Raw genomic sequence first — 18356 nt, 5'->3', positions numbered from 1 at the left:
AACAAACGGCATGTAACGTGCGCTATTCATCTTTTTTGCGGTGCGGCATGGTCATTCCAGGGCCTTGCGGCGTGTGGTCGCCGGTTTTGCCGGATCGGCTCCCTACGCCCGCGCATGGCGGCCTGCGCCCCGCGTGGCAACGGCTGTGGCTTTCACGGCGGACGCGCAGGCAGGCGTGTGCCGCCCTTGCATCGCAGGCTGGCAGGTCGTTCGTGCAGCAGGGGTGACGGGACGTGCCCGTTCAGGAAACGAAGGAGAGTGACGCCGCAGGAGAGGTCAGTAGCGCCAGTCGAGCTTGCGGTAGGCCTTGGCCATCACCCAGGCCGGGCCGATCAGCAGGTAGGTCAGGTCGGTCAGGAAGCTGGGCTTGCGGCCTTCGAACGTGTGGCCGATGAACTGCGCCACCCAGGCCACCACGAACACGCCCACCGCCAGCCAGCGCAGGCTGTTCAGGCCGATCTCGGCCTCCAGCAGGCGGCACAGGCAGCCGAACACGAAGAACTGGATGAGCATGCCGATGCCCAGCGGGCGCGACAGCTTGTTGTAGAAGCACCAGGCGCTGAACATCGCAAAGGCCGACCAGATGCCGTACTGGAACCAGGTGATCAGCGGCGGCACGCACCACAGCAGGGCCACCACCGACCACAGGATCGCCGGCACCGCCACCACGTGGATGCGCTGGTTGATGACGTTGCGGTGGTCGTCTGAATAGCTGGCGAAGTAGCGGTCGATCGGCCGCGCAAGCTGGGTGGTGGTCTGCATGCCGTCAGCATACTCCGGCCGGGCCGGACGGTGCGGGGACGTCCGCACAGTAGGGTCGACCATCGCGCGCAGCGCGGGGTTCAGCGGATCCGGGCGAACTGGTCGCCCCAGGCAGAACGCCCCCGACCTTCCGGCCGGGGGCGCTGGGCCAATCAGTCGACGCTGATCCCGGCCAGGCGCTGCAGCGCCTCGGCGTACTTGGCGCGGGTGCGCTCTATGATTTCCGCCGGGATGTTCGGGCCCGGGGCGGTCTTGCCCCAGTCCAGCGTCTCCAGGTAATCACGCACGAACTGCTTGTCGTAGCTCGGCGGGCTGGTGCCCACTTCGTACTCGTCGGCCGGCCAGTAACGCGAGGAATCCGGCGTCAGCATCTCGTCCATGATGTACAGGCGGCCATCGGCATCGGTACCGAACTCGAACTTGGTATCGGCCAGGATGATGCCGCGCTCGCGGGCGTAGTCCGCCGCGAACTTGTAGATGCGCAGGGTGGCATCGCGCACGCGCTCGGCCAGGTCCGCGCCCACCTGCTTGACCATCGCATCGAAATCGATGTTCTCGTCGTGGTCGCCGACGGCGGCCTTGGTGGACGGGGTGAAGATCGGCTCGGGCAGCTGCTCGGCCTGGCGCAGGCCGTCGGGCAGGTCGATGCCGCTGACCTTGCCGGTGCGCTGGTAGTCCTTCCAGCCGCTGCCGATCAGGTAACCGCGGGCGATCGCCTCCACCGGCACCGGCTTCAGCTTGCGGGTGACCACCGCGCGCTTGGCGTACAGAGCCGGGTCCACGCCCTCGGGCAGCACGCTGGCCACGTCGATGCCGGTCAGGTGGTTGGGCATCAGGTGCGCGGTCTTGGCGAACCAGAAGTTGGACACCTGGCAGAGCATCTCGCCCTTGCCCGGGATCGGGTCGGGCAGGACCACGTCGAACGCCGACAGGCGATCGGTGGCCACCATCAGCAGGTAGTCGCCCGGTGGGGCCCCTGCAGGCAGCCGCTCACGCGGGATATCGAACACATCACGCACCTTGCCGCGATGGCGCAAGGGCAGGCCGGGGAGATCGGATTGCAACAGCGTGGTTGGCACGGGCACTCCTGGGGCGTTGTCGATACGGCTGCCCAGCGGACCCGGCGGGCCCGCTGACCAGCGGGCGGCCTAGTGTAAAGCGGTCCGGGCCCGCTGTGACGTAAAATGAGCGTCCATTTCGTCGGCCGACCCTGGGGCGCCATGCGCTGGTACGGAAAACTGCTCGGTTTCATCGCCGGGGCCCTGCTGTTCCGGCCCAATCCGCTGTTCGGGGCGGTCATCGGCCTGCTGCTCGGCCATGCCTTCGACTCGGACTGGTTCCGCCTGAACAAGGAAAACCCGTACCGGGAGCTGGGGCTGACCTCCGAGGCCACCGATGCCGAGGTCGAGCGGGCCTACCGCAAGCTCATTTCCCAGTACCACCCCGACAAGCTCGGCGGCGCGGCCCCCGAGCTGCAGCAGCAGGCCGAGCAGAAGTCGCGGCGGATCAACGCCGCCTACGACCGCATCAAGACCCTGCGCAAGCGCTGACCCTTTTCCCTCGTCTCCAAGGCCCCGGCCATGTCCAACTGCCTCATCGCCCCGTCCATCCTGTCCGCCGATTTCGCCCGCCTGGGCGAGGAAGTGGACAACGTCCTGGCCGCCGGTGCGGACTGGGTCCACTTCGACGTGATGGACAACCATTACGTGCCCAACCTGACCATCGGCCCGATGGTCTGCCAGGCCCTGCGCAAGCACGGCGTGACCGCGCCGATCGACGTGCACCTGATGGTCGAGCCGGTGGACCGCATCATCCCGGACTTCGCCGAGGCCGGTGCCACCTACATCAGCTTCCACCCGGAGGCCAGTCGCCACCCGCACCGCACCATCCAGCTGATCCGCTCGCTGGGCTGCAAGCCGGGCCTGGTGCTGAACCCGGCCACCCCGGTGGACATCCTGGACTGGGTGCTGGATGACCTGGACCTGGTGCTGCTGATGTCGGTCAACCCGGGCTTCGGCGGCCAGGCCTTCATTCCCTCGGCGCTGGACAAGCTGCGCGTGGTCCGCCAGAAGATCGATGCCAGCGGCAAGGACATCCGCCTGGAGATCGACGGTGGCGTGAAGGCCGACAACATCGGCGCGATCGCCGCCGCCGGCGCCGACACCTTCGTCGCCGGCTCGGCCATCTTCAATGCCAAGACCAGCTACCAGGACGTGATCGCGCAGATGCGCGCGAACGTCGCCGCAGCGAGGGGCTGAGCCATGGCGACGGTGGCCGTGTTGAACATCCGTCCGGCCACCGTGGCCGATGCTGGCCTGATCCTGCATTTCATCCGCGAACTGGCCATCTACGAGAAGGCCGAGCATTCGGTGCAGACCGATGAGATCGGCATCGCCGAGAGCCTGTTCGGCGCCGACGCTACCGCCCGCGCGCTGGTCTGCGAAGCCGACGGCGAGGCCATCGGCTATGCGGTGTACTTCTACAACTATTCCACCTGGCTGGGCCGCAAGGGCATCTACCTGGAAGACCTGTACGTGAGCCAGGAAAAGCGCGGTGTCGGCGCCGGCAAGGCGCTGCTGAAGTACATCGCGCGCCAGGCCGTGGCTGAAGGGTGCGGCCGCTTCGAGTGGTCGGTGCTGGACTGGAACACGCCGGCCATCGACTTCTACACCGCTGCCGGCGCCAAGCCGCAGGACGAGTGGACGGTGTACCGGCTGGAAGGTGAGGCGCTGAAGGCATTCGCCGGGTAGACCGTGTCCTGGTGACTGGCCTGCCGATGAAATACGCCATTGCCGCGCTCCGCCAGCGGCTGCCGGCCTCGGTTACTGTCTGCAGGCAGGCGCTGCAGGCTTCCGGCGGTGACCTGCTACAGGCGCACGCCCTGGTGGTTGATCAGCTCGTGGCCGACTACAGGCACCGCACAGGATCGGGCGCCGCCGAGGCCGCCATCGATCTTCAGGCTGCCGGTCATGACGTCGAGCGCGCCTTCGTGCTTTGGCGCCGCCGGCACCCGTTGCCGCCACCACAGCCGTTCGCAGCGCTCGAAAAGGGATGGCCGATGGCGGCGGGGCTGGCTTCGGTGGGCACCGGGTTGCGCTGCTTCGCCCATTTCATTCCCGGCGAACAAGAGATCTACGAGCTGCGCTTGATCACCCATGCCGCACGTTTCACCGAGACCACCCATGGCCTCGACTACGACTACGCCATGCAGGACGCGCAGAAGCGGGTGGAACGCAGGTTCGTGACTGGAATTCCGGCGCTCACCCTACTGCTGCAGCAGCACGCAGTCGATGAAGCGATGTTGCGCAGTATCGAGACGTTCGACAGCTGCCTCCTGCACAGTCCCATCGAGGCCTACCTGTAAGCCGATATGCAGCGCCGTTCAGCAGATAAAAAAAAGCCACGCCAAACACTGGCGTGGCCTTGCTGCATGCGTGGGAGGCTGATCCTGCCTCCATCCGTCGTCCCTGCTATGGCCTTCCATTCTCCGGGCCGACTATGACACCCGCATGACATCCCACATTGGCGAGCCCAACTTCCTGACCTGAACGGTTGCCACCGCCTTTCACTGGTCCCGAACGCGCGGTTGCTAGCCTGTGCCACCTTTCCCTGGAAGCACCGCATGAGCACACCGCGCTGGCGCCTGATCCTCAACGGCAAGTCCGCAGGCGACGACGACCTGCGCGAGGCCGTGGGCCACTGGCGCGAACGCGGCGTGCACTTGGAAGTGCGGGTGACCTGGGAAGACGGTGACGCCGAGCGCTACGTTGCCGAGGCCATCGACCACGGCGTGGACGTGATCGTAGCGGCCGGTGGCGACGGCACGCTGAGCGCGGTGGCCGAGACGTTGGCGCATCGTGACGAGCCGGCCAGGGCGCTGCCTTCGCTGGCGCTGGTGCCGATGGGCACCGCCAACGATTTCGCAACCGCTGCGGGCATTCCGGTGGAGCCGCAGGAGGCCTTCGCACTGATTGCCGGCAGTACGCCGCGTCCGATGGATCTGCTGCGTGTCGATGCCGACGGCAGGCCATGGTGGTGCGCCAACCTCGCCAGCGGCGGCTTCGGTACCCAGGTCACGGTGGAAACCGACGCGGGCTTGAAGAAGATGCTTGGCGGTCTGGCGTATGTCATTACCGGTATCGCCAAGCTCGGGCGCATCGAACCGATCACCGCGCGCCTGAGCGGGCCGGATTTCCAGTGGGAAGGTGGGTTCATCGCGCTGGGCATCGGCAACGGCCGCCAGGCGGGTGGTGGTCAGCAGCTGTGCCCGCAGGCACTGATCGATGACGGCCTGCTGGACGTCACCGTGGTGCCGGAACTGGAAGGCGAAGTCGCCGCCACCCTTGGGCAGATGCTGACCGGTGGCAAGGAAGCGGCGCTGGAGCGCGTGGCTACACGCGCGCAGCTGCCGTGGCTGCAGATCGACGCGCCGCAGCCGCTGACCTTGAACCTGGACGGCGAACCGGTGCAGGCACGCAGCTTCCGCATCGAATGCGTGGCGGGCAGGGTGCGGATGCACCTGCCGGTGGATTGCGTCCTGCTTTCCGGCCGCTGATACAGAAACTACAGCAGCGGGATGTCTTCTTCCCTGCTCGGGAATTTGAAGGCCTCGCGCTTCCTGCGGATGTGTTCGGGCATAGGTGGGCGGGGGATGTTGCGCTCTGCCAGCCATTGCTGGCATTTCTTCTGCCACGGCAGGTTGTCCGGCGTGGTGATTTCCCAGTAGATGTCCTCAACCATCAATTGCCGAGCAGATCTTCCCGAACTTTCCGATACGTGCTCGGGAATGGTGGGATCTGCGCCGTGCTCCAGCAACCAGTAGGCGTAGTCGAATGCGCCTCTTCCTGTGTACCAGCTCAGAACGGTGTCGTCCTCCAGGCGTCGGTTCGATTCGTTGATGTTGGCTCCGTTCTCAATGAGTACCTGAATGTTCTTCCACTGGTTTCCACTGACGAAAACCTGAAACAGCAGGGTTTCATTCGCCGAGTTGCGCGTGTTGGGGTCCCCGCCGTGCTTCAGCAGCAGCTCAAGGAAGCGAGGGTCGTCCATCTTTGCCGCGTAGACCATCGCATTGTTGTAACCAAGCCTGCGTCCATCCACGGTCTTGTATGCGCGTGCATTCGGATCTGCGCCGTTGTCCAGGAGAGCGCGTAATCCATCAAGATTCTTCGCCCGAAGAGGCCACGCCACCAGGGGAATTCCAGCGTCACGAGCGAAGACTTTGTCGGGATTGACTCCTTCGTTCTTTATCAGGCGCGTGATCGTCTCGGCATCCCCTTGCTCGCTGGCAACGGCCAGCTCAAGTGCCCTTCCCTTGAAGTAATCGCTGGCACCATGCGTTGACTGTGGTGTGCAGCCCGAAAGCAGGAACAGCGCTGCCGCCAGAAGGGCGTGATGTACAAAGAAGCGTCGGAGGTGAACGTCCATGTCTGATCTCCCTACAGCAGCGGAATATCTTCTTCCTTGCTCGGGAATTTGAAGGCCTCGCGCTTCCTGCGGATGTGTTCGGGCATCGGTGGGCGGGGAATGTTGCGTTCGATCAGCCACTGCTGGCATTTCTTCTGCCACGGCAGGTTGTCGGGTGTGGTGATTTCCCAGTAGATGTCCTCGACCATTAATTGCCGAGCAGATTTGCCCGAACTTTCCGATACCTGCTCGGGAATGGTGGGGTCTGCGCCGTGCTCCAGCAACCAGTAGGCGTAGTCAAATCCGCCTCTTCCCGTGTACCAGCTCAGAACGGTGTCGTCTCCCAGGCTTCTGCGGTTGGATCCATTCACGTCTGCGCCGTTCTTGACCAGGGTCTGGACATTCTTCCATTGGTTCCCGCTGATGAAGGCTTGGAAGAGAAGCGTTTCATTGTTGACGTTTCGTGTGTTGGGATCTCCTCCGTGCTTCAGCAGCAATTCCAGGAACCGAGGGTCGTCCATCTTGGCCGCGTAGACCATCGCGTTGTCGAACCTGATCAGCTCTCCATTCATCTGCTTTGACTCACGCGCATTGGGGTCTGCCCCGACGTCGAGCAATACTTTGAGTCCCTCGATGTTGCGGGCCCGCAGCGGCCATGCGATCAGAGGAATTCCGTCCCGCGTTGAAAACGCCTTGTCCGGGTTGACGCCCTCGTCCTTTACGAGGTGACGTATGGCATCGGCGTCGCCGCTTTCAGCAGCAATGGCCAGCCGTAATGCCGCTCCCTCGAAATAGCCATCGGCACCGTGTGCAGACGTTCCAGAGCACCCTGTCACAAGCAGAAGCGTGATCCATGCCACACTTGTGAGGAATTTTGTCGTCATATTGTGAAAAATGACGGTCATTTTTTTCCTGTCTATTCGCTGATGACGTGACACTAGCAAAAGGTTCTGGTAATCCATAGGTGCCGCGAAACAAGCGGCACTTCAAGGTGCAATGGAGTTTGCCATGAATGGTTCGGAGAGCGAGGCGCGTGCCCGCGCAGTCAATGAGCAGAATATTCTCGTGCAGCAATTGCGCGACAGTGGGAACGAAAAGGAAGCTGAGCGCCTCCAGGAAACGTACCATGCGCGTGAAATGTCAGGATTGGCTGCTGACGTGTATAAGTCAGCGAAGCACGAGGGAAAGCCCCCGGTAGGATGGGTGCGCGCAAGTAGTGATCCCGACGCGCTGCGCGAAGCTGGCATCAATATCTCGGACGCTGAACTCAAGGAAATGCTGCAGCCGAGGAAGTCCGGATTCCGCGCCGAGATCTATATCCCCGACAAGCGCGTCTTCGGGGAGGATGCGAAACCTGTCGTGGTCTACAAGGGGTCCACGGGTGAAATTCTTGACCCGCTGGCGCCCAATGGAAAACGTGAATCCGGCGGCGAGGATTTCCTCAACAACGGTCAGCAGGGCATCGGCATGCGCAGCGATTATTACGATCGCGCGATGGAACTTGCCGTAGCCATGAACCGTCGTCTGCCCGGCGGCTTCGAAATCGCCGGCCACTCCCTCGGCGGCGGCATGGCTTCCGCCGCGTCCGCAGTCACCGGCGCACGTGCCACCACGTTCAACGCCGCCGGCCTGCATCCGGCAACCCCGGCGCGTTATGCCAAGGACAACGGCCTGCCGACCTTCGACACGCAGCAGTCCGTGCACACCTACCAGACCACCGGTGAGGTGCTGAACGATGTGCAGAACGGCATGCACCGCCTGAGCGAGCACCAGCGTCGTGGCTACGGTGTGCTTGCCAACGAACTGGGCATGGTGCTGAAGGATCCGGCCATGCAGAAGGTCGTCGGTGAAAAGCTGCGCGAGATGCTGCCCCCGGGTGCGCAGACCTCCGCTGCACAGTTCATCGAACAACTGGCGAGCCAGCCGGGCCAGCAGGCGCTGCGCGATATTCCGCTCGCGGCAGGGCGCCTCGAGCTGTTGCTTGAGCCCAAGACCCGCGACGCGCACGGGGCACTCGTCGATCGCCCGCACGTGGCGCCGCCCAGCCAGGTGGCGGAACTGGCGGGCCCGCTGTCCACCGTGTTGCATGCCACGGCGTACGGCATGCGCAGCGGTCGCCTGGCCGGCGAGCAAGTCGAACGGGCCGGCGCCGTCACTGCCCATGCGCTGGACAAGGTGGGCGATGGTGTCGAGCGCGTACTGAAGACCGAAGGCATGGTCATCGGCCAGGTGGTGAACATGGGGTCCACCAGCCTGCAGGTGAGCTCCCGGGCGACCAGTACGGTGATCGCTTCGGGGCGCGAACTGACCGGCAGCATCGAAGCCACGCTGCACCGCGTCGAATCGCAGACCCGCTCCCATGGCCTGTCCGCACTGTCGTGGGTGGCTGACCGGGTGGGCGCGGACAACGTCGCCGGCCGGCTTGCCAAGCAGGCCGAAGCTGTCCGTGACCACGGCGAGCACCATGCGCAGCACGCGACGAAACAGGCCGTTGCCGACGCCGCAAGCACGCGTGCGGCGGGTGAACGCGTGGCCGCTGCCATCAGCCACGACGGCCAATGGGGGGCCGGCAAGCTGCAGAACGGGTTCGCCACCGCCGGCGCCCATGTCGATCGTGGCTATGACCTGGTGGCGTCCCAGCTGAAGGGCATCACCGCCAAGGCGCCGATTACCCTGTCCACGCTGGGTGGTGCTGCGGTGGGCATCGGGGCTGCCGCAGCGACCCACGTGCCGACCGGCAACCTGCCGTTGGACGCAATGAGGCTGCACAACCTCGACAAGTCCGAACGTGTCATCCGCGGCATGATGCCGGCCTTCAGCGAGGCGACTGCCCGCCATGGCATGGATCCGACCGTCATCCCCAGCCTGGATTCGGAACTGATCAAGCAGGAAGCCGCCGCCCGCAAGCTGGTCGAGCAGCACCAGCGGATGCAGCATCCGGAGGATGGTCGTCGCGCCGGCGTGGCGGCAGAACCCACTGCGCGCGCGCCCGGCATCAACGACCCTGGTCACACCGACTACCGGTTGTTCAATGGCGCACAGACCGGCGTGCACGCCCTGGATGCCGCCCACAACCGCGTGCCGAACGTGCAGAGCGACCAGCTCGCCGGTGCACTGGCCGTGCAGGCCAAGCGCGAGGGGCTGGAGTCCATTTCCCACGTGGTGCTCAGCGACGATCACCGCCGCGCCTTCGCGGTGGATACGCCCGACCTGAACGCCGCGCACCGCCGCCATGCCCACGTCGAGGTGGCGGCGGGCATGGCCCAGCCGCTGAGCGCGAGCACCGCCCAGATTGACGCGATCAACGCCAGTCGCGAGCAGGCGCAGGGGGTGTCGCTGGCCCAGCAGCAGGTGCAGGAAGGCCAGGAACAGGCGCGGCGGATGGGCTAGGGCGGCGACAAACCGCCCGTCGCCAAAGGGTTTCCCTGCGGCCAAAGCTGCGATACAGTCACTGGGTGTCCAGCCTGACGACCCCGCATACCCTTTCTTCCGCACGCCGTTGGTGGCGATGGTGGCCTGTTGCCGTCGTCCGTCCCCATAACGCTGTGTTCCGGAAGGAAAGTCGTCTTGAATTCGCTCGCTCAGTTTCAGCAGCAGGCCGCTGAAGGCCACACCCATATCCCCGTCGTCCGTGAAGTGCTGTCCGACCTGGACACGCCGCTTTCGGTCTATCTGAAGCTCGCCGACGGCCCCAATACCTACCTGTTTGAATCCGTCGAAGGCGGCGAGCGCTTTGGTCGTTACTCGATCATCGGACTGCCGGCACGTCGCGTGTACGCCTTCCACGGCCACACCCTGACCGTGCGTGAGGACGGCCAGGTGCTGGAAACCCGCGAGGTCGCCGACCCGTTTGCCGAGGTCGAGGCGCTGCGCAGCGCCCACTCGGTGCCGAAGCTGGAAGGCCTGCCGGGCTTCACCGGTGGCCTGGTCGGCTGGTTCGGCTTCGAATGCATCGGCTACATCGAGCCACGCCTGGCCCCGCCGGCCGGCCGTGACGAACTTGGTACCCCGGACATCCTGCTGCTGCACTCCGATGAGCTGGCGGTATTCGACAACCTGAAGGGCCGCCTGTACCTGATCGTGCATGCCGATCCGCGTGTCGAAGGCGCCTTCGAGCAGGCCCAGGCCCGCCTGGATGCACTGACCGCCAAACTGCGTGCGCCGGGTGCAGGCTATCCGGCACCGCTGACCAGCGACGTGCTGGACGAGTCCGATTTCGTTTCCGGTTTCACCCGCGAAGGCTTCGTCGACGCGGTCCAGCGCAGCAAGGAATACATCCGCGCCGGCGACATCTTCCAGGTGGTGCTCAGCCAGCGCCTGAGCGTGCCGTTCAAGGCGCGCCCGGTGGATGTGTACCGCGCGCTGCGTGCACTGAATCCGTCGCCGTACATGTATTTCCTGGATGTCGGTGACCTGCAGGTGGTCGGCTCCTCGCCGGAAATCCTGGTGCGCCTGCAGGATGGCGAAGTGACCGTGCGCCCGATCGCCGGCACCCGTCCGCGCGGCGCCACGCCGGAGCTGGACCAGGCGCTGGAGGTCGAGCTGCTGGCCGACCCGAAGGAACGCGCCGAGCACCTGATGCTGATCGACCTGGGCCGCAATGACGCCGGCCGCGTGTCCAAGGCCGGCACCGTCGAAGTGGGCGAGCAGTTCGTGATCGAACGCTACAGCCACGTCATGCACATCGTCAGCGAAGTGACCGGGCAGCTGCAGCCGGGCCTGAGCTATGCCGACGTGCTGCGCGCCACGTTCCCGGCCGGTACGGTCAGCGGCGCGCCGAAGATCCGCGCGCTCGAAGTGATCCGCGAGCTGGAACCAATCAAGCGCAATGTCTACGCCGGCAGCATCGGCTACATCGGCTGGCACGGCGATGCCGATACCGCGATCGCGATCCGCACCGCGGTGATCAAGGACGGCCGCCTGTATGTGCAGGCCGGCGCCGGCATCGTCTACGACTCCGACCCGGACAAGGAATGGGACGAGACGATGAACAAGGGCCGCGCGCTGTTCCGCGCCGTCGCCCAGGCCGCCAAGGGCCTGTGAGTTTCCCTGTGCTGTGGCCTGCGCCGCAGCACCCTTCGCTGTTTCCCTTCAAGACAAGGAGTACCGCATGAAGCTGCTGAGCGTTCTGCTGTGGTCGTCGCTGCTGGCCACGATGGCCCCCTCTGCGTGGGCACAGGCCAACACCATTCCCTCGCAGCCACACCTGCTGGTGAAGGGCGAGGCGCGCCGGCTGGTGATGCCGGACCGGTTCGGCCTGCAGTTGAACATCGAAGAGACCGACATGGATGCCGATGCCGCACGTCGCCGCGTGCAGGACAACGTCGCCCGCGTACTGGCGCTGTTCAAGCAGCACAAAGCGGTGGAGGGCAGCGTGCGCGCGGACAACCTGCGCATCGGCCCCGCCACGCGCTATGAGCAGAGCCGGCAGGTCTTCATCGGTACCCGCGTGTCACGCCAGCTGCGCGCCAGCTTTGCCAGCGTGAAGGCGATGCAGGATGTGCTGGGGGCGCTGAAGGCCAACGAGAACGTACAGGTCAGCAGCCTGGCCCCGACGTACTCGGGCGAGGTGGCGCTGCGCCGTGAACTCAAGGGCGAGGCCGCAGCCAAGACCCGCGAGTCCGCGCAGGGCCTGGCCAAGGCCTACGGCACCCAGCTGCGCGGTCTGTACAGCATTTCCGATGTGGCGCCGAACTTCGCCTACGGAATCCAAGCAGGCAGCTGGCCCAGCAGCGGCGATCTGGTGACGCCGCCTTCGCCGCCCTCGCCCGAGGCGCCGATGAACAGCATTGAGACCACGGGCTCGCGCCTGCCCGAATCCATCGAAGCCGGCCCCATCACCTACACCGAAAACGTGTACGCCATTTTCCTGATAAGCGACGGAACCTGACCATGTTGTGGATGATCGACAACTACGACAGCTTCACCTACAACCTCGTGCAGTACCTGCAGACGCTGGGCGCCGAGGTGAAGGTGGTGCGCAACGATGCGATGAGCGTGGACGAGATCGCCGCGCAGAAACCCGAGCGCATCGTCATCTCGCCCGGCCCGTGCACGCCCAACGAAGCGGGCGTGTCGCTGGAGCTGATCCAGCGGCTGGGCCCGACCACGCCGATCCTCGGCGTGTGCCTGGGCCACCAGGGCATCGGCCAGGTCTACGGCGGCACGGTCATCCGCGCCGGCAACATCATGCACGGCAAGACCTCACCGATCCGGCACGAAGGCAAGGGCGTGTTCGCCGGCCTGCCGGACGGTTACCAGGCCACCCGCTACCACTCGCTGGTGGTGGACAAGCACAGCCTGCCCGACGCGCTGGAAGTGACCGCGTGGACCGAGAACGAGGATGGCTCGATCGAAGAGATCATGGGCCTGCGCCATCGCCAGTTCCCGGTCGAGGGCGTGCAGTTCCATCCCGAATCGATCCTCACCGAGCATGGTCACGCGCTGCTGCGCAATTTCCTGCAGCGCCCGGCTGCCTGATCCAAGGAGTATTCCGATGAGCTTCTCCCCCCAGGAAGCCCTGCAACGCACCATCGAGCATCGCGAGATCTTCTTCGACGAAATGGTCGACCTGATGCGGCAGATCATGCGCGGTGACGTTTCGCCGATGATGACCGCCGCCATCCTCACCGGCCTGCGGGTGAAGAAGGAGACCATCGACGAGATCGCCGCGGCGGCCACGGTCATGCGCGAGTTCGCGCTGGCGGTGCCGGTGGCCGATACCACCCACCTGGTCGACATCGTCGGCACCGGTGGCGATGGCTCGCACACCTTCAACATCTCCACCTGCGCGATGTTCGTCGCCGCCGCCGCCGGTGCGCGCGTGGCAAAGCACGGCAACCGCAGCGTGTCGTCCAAGTCCGGCAGCGCCGATGCAGTGGAAGCGCTGGGCGCGGCCATCGAACTGCAGCCGGCGCAGGTGGCCGCGGCGATCGAGAAGACCGGCATCGGCTTCATGTTCGCGCCGATCCACCACCCGTCGATGAAGGTCGTGGCGCCGGTCCGTCGCGAGATGGGCGTGCGCACCATCTTCAACATCCTCGGCCCGCTGACCAACCCGGCCAGCGCACCGTCGGTGCTGATGGGCGTGTTCCATCCCGATCTGGTGGGCATCCAGGCGCGCGTGCTGCGCGAACTGGGCACCGAGCGCGCGATGGTGGTCTGGGGCCGCGACAACATGGATGAGATCTCGCTGGGCGCCGGCACCCTGGTGGGCGAGCTGCGCGACGGCAAGGTGCGCGAATACGAGATCCACCCCGAAGACTTCGGCATCGCCATGTCGGCCAGCCGCAACCTGCGCGTGGACAGCCCCGAGCAGTCCATCCAGATGCTGCGCGCGGTGCTGGACAACATGCCGGGCCCGGCGCTGGACATCGTCGCCCTGAACGCCGGTGCGGCCCTGTACGTGGCCGGCGTGGCCAGCGACATCGGCGACGGCCTGGCCCGCGCCCGCGCCGCCATCGCCAATGGCAGCGCCCGCCAGCGCCTGCAGCAGTACGTTGATACCACCCGCGCGCTGGTTGCCTGAGCGCGCGGTTCAGCCTGACCCACCCGATGGCCGATAATGGCCGTCCTCACCGCCCCCGCATTGAACCGACGACGATGAGCGACATCCTGCAGACGATCCTGGCCCGCAAGGCCGAAGAAGTGGCCCAGCGCCGCGCCCAGCGCCCGCTGGAGGCGCTGCAGGCCGCCCTGGCCATTGCCCCGCCGGTCCGTGGCTTCGTACGCGCCCTGCAGGCGGCCGTGGCCAACGGCGACCCGGCGGTCATCGCCGAGGTGAAGAAGGCCAGCCCGTCCAAGGGCGTCATCCGCCCGGACTTCCGCCCGGCCGACATCGCCGTCAGCTACGAGTTCGGTGGCGCCAGCTGTCTGTCGGTGCTGACCGACGTCGATTTCTTCCAGGGCGCCGATGCCTACCTGCAGCAGGCCCGCGAGGCCTGCACGCTGCCGGTGCTGCGCAAGGACTTCGTGATCGACGCCTACCAGGTCTATGAGGCGCGCGTACTGGGCGCCGACTGCATCCTGCTGATCGTCGCCGCGCTGGACGACACCCAGCTGGCCACCCTGTCCGAACTGGCGCTGTCGCTGGGCATGGACGTGCTGGTGGAAGTGCATGACATCGACGAACTGGAGCGCGCACTGCAGGTGCCGGCGCCGATGATCGGCATCAACAACCGCAACCTGCGCACCTTCGAGGTCTCGCTGCAGACCACCTTGGACATGCAGAAAGCCGTGCCGCGCGACCGCCTGCTGGTGACCGAAAGCGGCATCCTCGGCCCGCAGGACGTGGCCCTGATGCGCGACGCCGGCATCCATGCGTTCCTGGTCGGCGAGGCCTTCATGCGCGTGGAAGAGCCGGGCGAGGGCCTGCGTCAGCTATTCTTCGCGGCATGACAACGCACTATCCAACGCCGCGCGAGGATGCGCCGCTGGTGGTCTTCGACTTCGACCACACCCTCTACGACGGCGATTCGGGCACCCACCTGTTCGCCTCGCTGATCAAGCGCAATCCCCTGCGCATGCTGGCCGCGCTGCTGGTGACGCCGATCGCCGGGCCGATGGTGGCGATGCTGCCGACCCGTCGTGCCGGCATTTCGGTCTATGTGTGGATCGGCAGCTTCGGCCTGCACCGGGCGCGTGACTTCAACAAGGTCATCGACGCCTACGTGCTGCGCAACGAGGCGCAGATGCGCGCCAAGCTGCTGCCGCAGGCGCTGGAGGTGTTCGCCGCGCACCGGGCCCAGGGGGACCGCGTGGTGGTCGCCACCGGCGCACCGCCGGAACTGGCGCGCGCCATCCTGGGCTTCGTGGCCCACCAGGACGTGCCGGTGATCGGCACCGAGGTCGGCCCGCGCCTGGGCGGGGTCGGCCCGACCCGGCACTGCCACAACGAAGAAAAGATGCGCATGCTGCGCGAACGCGGCTATGGCCAGATCGACATTGCCTATTCGGACAGCACCGCCGACCTGCCGCTGCTGCTGGCGGCCAAGGCCCCGGTGGTGGTGAACCCGAAGCCGGGCAAGGTTGCGTTCTTCCGCAGCGTGCTGCCGGCCGGCACCCGCATCCTCAACTGGGGTTGCGTGGACCGCGGCGGCGAGAAGGCCTGACCCCATCGCACGATGACGGATCTGCCGGCCAGCGGCCGGCACTACCCCCGCCGAATTGGTAGCGCCGGGCCATGCCCGGCGATCAATCACCGCCCCAGATACCCGGTCAGCGCATGGCCGATCTGGAACAGGCTGATGGCCAGCACCAGCACGCCCACCGCAATCAGCACCCAGCGCTCCTTCAGCCGCTTCACCAGCAGCGCCGCCACCGGTGCGGCCATCATGCCGCCGATCAGCAGGCCGGCCACGATCTGCAGGTGATGCAGGCCCATCGACATCAGGAAAGTGGCCGACACCGTCAGGGTCACCACGAACTCGGACGCGTTCACCGTGCCGATGGTGGTGCGTGCCTGGCCGCCCCGGGCGAGCAGGGTGGAGGTCGCCACCGGCCCCCAGCCACCGCCGCCGCTGGCATCGAGGAAGCCGGCCACGAAGCCCAGCACGGGCACCCGCTTGACCTCGCCCTTGGGCATCAGCCGACCGGCAGCGCGGGCCAGGATGATGATGGCCAGCACCAGCAGGTAGAGGTAGATCAGCGGGCGGATCACGTCACCCGGCAGCTGGGTCAGCCCGTAGGCGCCCACTGCACCGCCCACCGCGCCGGGAATGGCGAGGCGGAAGAACAGGCGTTTATCGACATTGCCGGCGACCAGATGTGACACACCCGAGGCGCCGGTGGTGAACACTTCGGCGGTGTGGATGGCCGCACTGGCCTGCGCCGGCGGGATGCCCATCGCCAGCATCACCGACGATGACACCAGGCCGAAGGCCATGCCCAGTGCGCCGTCGACCAGCTGGGCGCCGAGGCCGATGAGGATGAACCACCAGAATTCGCTGCTCAGTTCCATGCACCGAGCCTAGCGGATGCGCGTGTGCGGGGCGTGCGATTGCAGGTCGCATGTCCGCGGAGCCGCCGGGCGATGCCCGGCGGACACGCATCGATCAACGGGTGCCGTACAGCACCACGGTCTTGCCGCGGGCATGCAGCAGGCCGTCGGTCTGCAGCTTCTTCAGCACGCGGCCGGCCATTTCACGCGAGCAGCCGACCAGGCGTGCCAGTTCCTGGCGAGAGACGCGCAGCTGGCTGCCCTGCGGGTGGCTCATCGATTCCGGCTCCTGGGCCAGATCGTGCAGAGTGCGCACGATGCGGTCGGTCACGTCCAGGAACGCCAGGCGGCTGGCCTTGCGGCTGGTATCGAGCAGGCGCTTGGAGATCTGCTGGCCCAGCGCATACAGCAGGCGCGGAGCGTCGGCCGAGAGCGGGCCCAGGAACAGCTGGTGCAGGCGCTCGTAGCTGATTTCGGCCAGTTCACATGCGGTGCGCGTGCGCAGGATCACCTCGCGGCGGTCCGACTCCACGAACAGGCCCATCTCACCGACGAACTCGCCTGCGCCGAAATAGCCCAGCACCAGCTCGCGGTCGTCATCTTCCTCGGCCATGATCGAAACCGAGCCGCTGATGACGTAATACAGGGTCCCCGCCGGGTCTCCAGGGCGGAAGACGTCAGTCCGGGTGGGGTACCGCCGCCTGTGGCTGTGAGCCAGAAAGCGGTCGATTGTGGCGATGTCCAAGGCCAATGGGCTGCTAGCTAGGCGCACGGTTGACACGATAGGGGCGCTCCCTCTGCGCATGAACGGATTCACAGGATCGATGGCGGAGCTTAACCAGCGCTCCTGTTAAGGGCAAATAGTGTGCCAGAGTCGTGAGCTCTTCACGTTCCCCCCGGGGACACTTTGCCCCATAATTCACTCTTTCCCTTCTTACACAGGAATCGACCGCCGTGGTCAAGCCGTTGCCTCGCCTGAGGCTGCAGGGTTTCAACAACCTCACCAAGGCGCTGAGCTTCAACATCTATGACGTGTGTTACGCGCGCACCGAAGAGGAGCGTCAGCGTTACATTGAATACATCGATGAAGAGTACAACGCCGACAGGCTGACTCAAATCTTGACCGATGTTGCCGAGATCATCGGCGCGAACATCCTGAACGTGGCCCGCCAGGACTACGATCCGCAGGGTGCGTCGGTGACGATCCTGATCTCCGAAGAGCCGGTGATCGACAAGAAGCAGGCCGGCAAGGAGCTGATCTCCGACGCCGTGGTCGCGCACATGGACAAGAGCCACATCACTGTCCACACCTACCCGGAGACCCATCCGCAGGAAGGTATCGCGACGTTCCGCGCTGACATCGACGTCGCCACCTGCGGCGTCATTTCGCCGCTGAAGGCCCTGAACTACCTGATCGAGAGCCTGGAATCGGACATCGTGATCATGGACTACCGCGTCCGTGGCTTCACTCGCGATGTGAAGGGCAAGAAGCACTACATCGATCACAAGATCAACTCGATCCAGAACTTCCTGGCCAAGAACATCAAGTCGCGTTACGAGATGTTCGACGTCAATGTCTACCAGGAAAACATCTTCCACACGAAGATGCACCTGAAGGACTTCGACCTGGACCAGTACCTGTTCGAGGAAAAGGCCAAGAACCTGTCGTTCAAGGAACGCATGAAGATCGAAGCGCTGCTCAAGCGCGAGATCGAAGAGCTGTTCCACGGCCGCAACCTGTCCGAGTAAGACCCGTGTGCGATGCCCCCCGGCATCGCCACCCAGGCGGGACGACCCGCCCCGTGGAACGCGCTTTTTGCGCAGTATGCAGTTCCACGGTGATGTACCGACCCACGGCCCGGTGTGAAAACACCGGGCCGTTTTGTTTTTCTTCAACAAGGTGAGGAGCCCCCACTCATGCCCTGGATCTACCTGCTGCTGGCCGGCCTGTTCGAAATCGGCTTCGCGCTCGGAATGAAGTACTCAGAAGGCTTCAGCAAGCCGCTGCCCACCGTCGCCACCGTGGTGGCGGCGCTGATCAGCCTGTTCCTGATGAGCCAGGCGATGAAGTCCATCCCGGTCGGCACGGCCTACGCCATCTGGACCGGTATCGGCGCCATGGGCGTTGCGGTGCTCGGCATCTTCCTGTTCAACGACAGCGCCTCGCCGGCGCGCCTGGGCTGCGTGGGCCTGATCGTGGCCGGCGTGATCGGCCTGAAGCTGGTCTCGCCGAACTGAGGCGGCCCGACCG

20 protein-coding genes are annotated in these 18356 nt (G+C 65.5%); 14 read left to right on the top strand and 6 right to left on the bottom strand.

Annotated elements, in window-relative coordinates; genetic code table 11:
* Nucleotides 1-276: 276 nt before the first annotated feature.
* Together DCO49_RS03225 and DCO49_RS03220 are read right to left on the bottom strand one after the other, a co-directional pair.
* Nucleotides 277-762, bottom strand: a complete 486-nt coding sequence (locus tag DCO49_RS03225) for an Mpo1-like protein (protein WP_116862786.1) — start codon at nt 760-762, stop codon at nt 277-279.
* 152 nt (nt 763-914) lie between these two features.
* Nucleotides 915-1841: a phosphoribosylaminoimidazolesuccinocarboxamide synthase gene (locus DCO49_RS03220; protein WP_165835666.1), complete on the bottom strand. Its 927-nt coding sequence runs from the start codon at nt 1839-1841 to the stop codon at nt 915-917.
* A 141-nt stretch (nt 1842-1982) separates the two neighbouring features.
* Between DCO49_RS03220 and DCO49_RS03215 the strand changes: the two genes are divergently transcribed.
* The 5 genes from DCO49_RS03215 to yegS all read left to right on the top strand — a co-directional run bounded on the left by DCO49_RS03215 (nt 1983) and on the right by yegS (nt 5317).
* Entirely contained in the window at nt 1983-2312 is a 330-nt protein-coding gene (locus DCO49_RS03215) for a DnaJ domain-containing protein (protein WP_079223907.1), read from the top strand.
* 30 nt (nt 2313-2342) lie between these two features.
* Nucleotides 2343-3020 carry a ribulose-phosphate 3-epimerase gene (gene rpe / locus DCO49_RS03210; protein WP_108770252.1) on the top strand — a complete coding sequence of 226 codons (678 nt, stop codon included), beginning with the start codon at nt 2343-2345 and terminating at the stop codon, nt 3018-3020.
* A gap of 12 nt (nt 3021-3032) precedes the next feature.
* Nucleotides 3033-3512, top strand: coding sequence for a GNAT family N-acetyltransferase (locus DCO49_RS03205; RefSeq protein WP_116862805.1), 480 nt, complete (start codon nt 3033-3035; stop codon nt 3510-3512).
* Nucleotides 3513-3538: 26 nt separating this feature from the next.
* Nucleotides 3539-4126: a hypothetical protein gene (locus DCO49_RS03200; RefSeq protein ID WP_116862784.1), complete on the top strand. Its 588-nt coding sequence runs from the start codon at nt 3539-3541 to the stop codon at nt 4124-4126.
* 258 nt (nt 4127-4384) lie between these two features.
* Entirely contained in the window at nt 4385-5317 is a 933-nt protein-coding gene (gene yegS, locus DCO49_RS03195) for a lipid kinase YegS (RefSeq protein WP_116862783.1), read from the top strand.
* A gap of 8 nt (nt 5318-5325) precedes the next feature.
* Here the strand turns inward: yegS and DCO49_RS03190 are convergent, their stop codons facing one another.
* Both DCO49_RS03190 and DCO49_RS03185 read right to left on the bottom strand, forming a co-directional pair.
* Nucleotides 5326-6189 (bottom strand): ankyrin repeat domain-containing protein, encoded by an 864-nt coding sequence (locus DCO49_RS03190; protein ID WP_116862782.1) that lies wholly within the window; start codon nt 6187-6189, stop codon nt 5326-5328.
* Nucleotides 6190-6200: 11 nt separating this feature from the next.
* A complete protein-coding gene (locus DCO49_RS03185) occupies nt 6201-7073 on the bottom strand; it encodes an ankyrin repeat domain-containing protein (RefSeq protein ID WP_243402639.1) in 873 nt (290 codons plus the stop codon).
* Between the two features lie 298 nt (nt 7074-7371).
* Here DCO49_RS03185 and DCO49_RS03180 point away from each other — a divergent pair, with 298 nt between their 5' ends.
* From DCO49_RS03180 to DCO49_RS03150, 7 genes are all read left to right on the top strand, one after another.
* Nucleotides 7372-9558, top strand: a complete 2187-nt coding sequence (locus DCO49_RS03180) for an XVIPCD domain-containing protein (RefSeq protein ID WP_243402638.1) — start codon at nt 7372-7374, stop codon at nt 9556-9558.
* Nucleotides 9559-9735: 177 nt separating this feature from the next.
* A complete protein-coding gene (gene trpE, locus DCO49_RS03175; protein WP_116862780.1) occupies nt 9736-11211 on the top strand; it encodes an anthranilate synthase component I in 1476 nt (491 codons plus the stop codon).
* Between the two features lie 67 nt (nt 11212-11278).
* Complete coding sequence (locus DCO49_RS03170) at nt 11279-12058, top strand: SIMPL domain-containing protein (protein WP_116862779.1); 780 nt, start codon at nt 11279-11281, stop codon at nt 12056-12058.
* Nucleotides 12059-12060: 2 nt separating this feature from the next.
* A complete protein-coding gene (locus DCO49_RS03165; protein WP_116862778.1) occupies nt 12061-12648 on the top strand; it encodes an aminodeoxychorismate/anthranilate synthase component II in 588 nt (195 codons plus the stop codon).
* Between the two features lie 16 nt (nt 12649-12664).
* Nucleotides 12665-13696 carry an anthranilate phosphoribosyltransferase gene (trpD, locus tag DCO49_RS03160; protein WP_116862777.1) on the top strand — a complete coding sequence of 344 codons (1032 nt, stop codon included), beginning with the start codon at nt 12665-12667 and terminating at the stop codon, nt 13694-13696.
* Between the two features lie 74 nt (nt 13697-13770).
* Entirely contained in the window at nt 13771-14565 is a 795-nt protein-coding gene (trpC, locus tag DCO49_RS03155; protein ID WP_116862776.1) for an indole-3-glycerol phosphate synthase TrpC, read from the top strand.
* Nucleotides 14562-15278, top strand: a complete 717-nt coding sequence (locus DCO49_RS03150; RefSeq protein ID WP_116862775.1) for a haloacid dehalogenase-like hydrolase — start codon at nt 14562-14564, stop codon at nt 15276-15278. Before trpC ends, DCO49_RS03150 begins: the two co-directional genes overlap by 4 nt.
* Nucleotides 15279-15364: 86 nt before the next feature.
* Here the strand turns inward: DCO49_RS03150 and DCO49_RS03145 are convergent, their stop codons facing one another.
* Together DCO49_RS03145 and crp are read right to left on the bottom strand one after the other, a co-directional pair.
* Complete coding sequence (locus tag DCO49_RS03145) at nt 15365-16126, bottom strand: sulfite exporter TauE/SafE family protein (RefSeq protein WP_116862774.1); 762 nt, start codon at nt 16124-16126, stop codon at nt 15365-15367.
* 94 nt (nt 16127-16220) lie between these two features.
* The gene (crp, locus tag DCO49_RS03140) at nt 16221-16910 is read right to left on the bottom strand and encodes a cAMP-activated global transcriptional regulator CRP (protein WP_079225401.1); all 690 of its coding nucleotides are present in this window, start codon (nt 16908-16910) and stop codon (nt 16221-16223) included.
* Nucleotides 16911-17059: 149 nt separating this feature from the next.
* On the opposite strand from crp, the gene speD reads away from it, so the two are divergent.
* Together speD and sugE are read left to right on the top strand one after the other, a co-directional pair.
* A complete protein-coding gene (speD, locus tag DCO49_RS03135; protein WP_006473908.1) occupies nt 17060-17854 on the top strand; it encodes an adenosylmethionine decarboxylase in 795 nt (264 codons plus the stop codon).
* A gap of 168 nt (nt 17855-18022) precedes the next feature.
* Nucleotides 18023-18343, top strand: coding sequence for a quaternary ammonium compound efflux SMR transporter SugE (gene sugE / locus DCO49_RS03130; protein WP_116862773.1), 321 nt, complete (start codon nt 18023-18025; stop codon nt 18341-18343).
* Nucleotides 18344-18356: the final 13 nt, after the last annotated feature.

Origin of the sequence: Stenotrophomonas sp. SPM (assembly GCF_003105135.1) — a bacterium.
In the GTDB taxonomy this organism is placed as follows: Bacteria; Pseudomonadota; Gammaproteobacteria; order Xanthomonadales; family Xanthomonadaceae; genus Stenotrophomonas.
The sequence above is the reverse complement of the archived record's forward strand: the minus strand, read 5'-3'. Positions and strand labels throughout refer to the sequence as shown.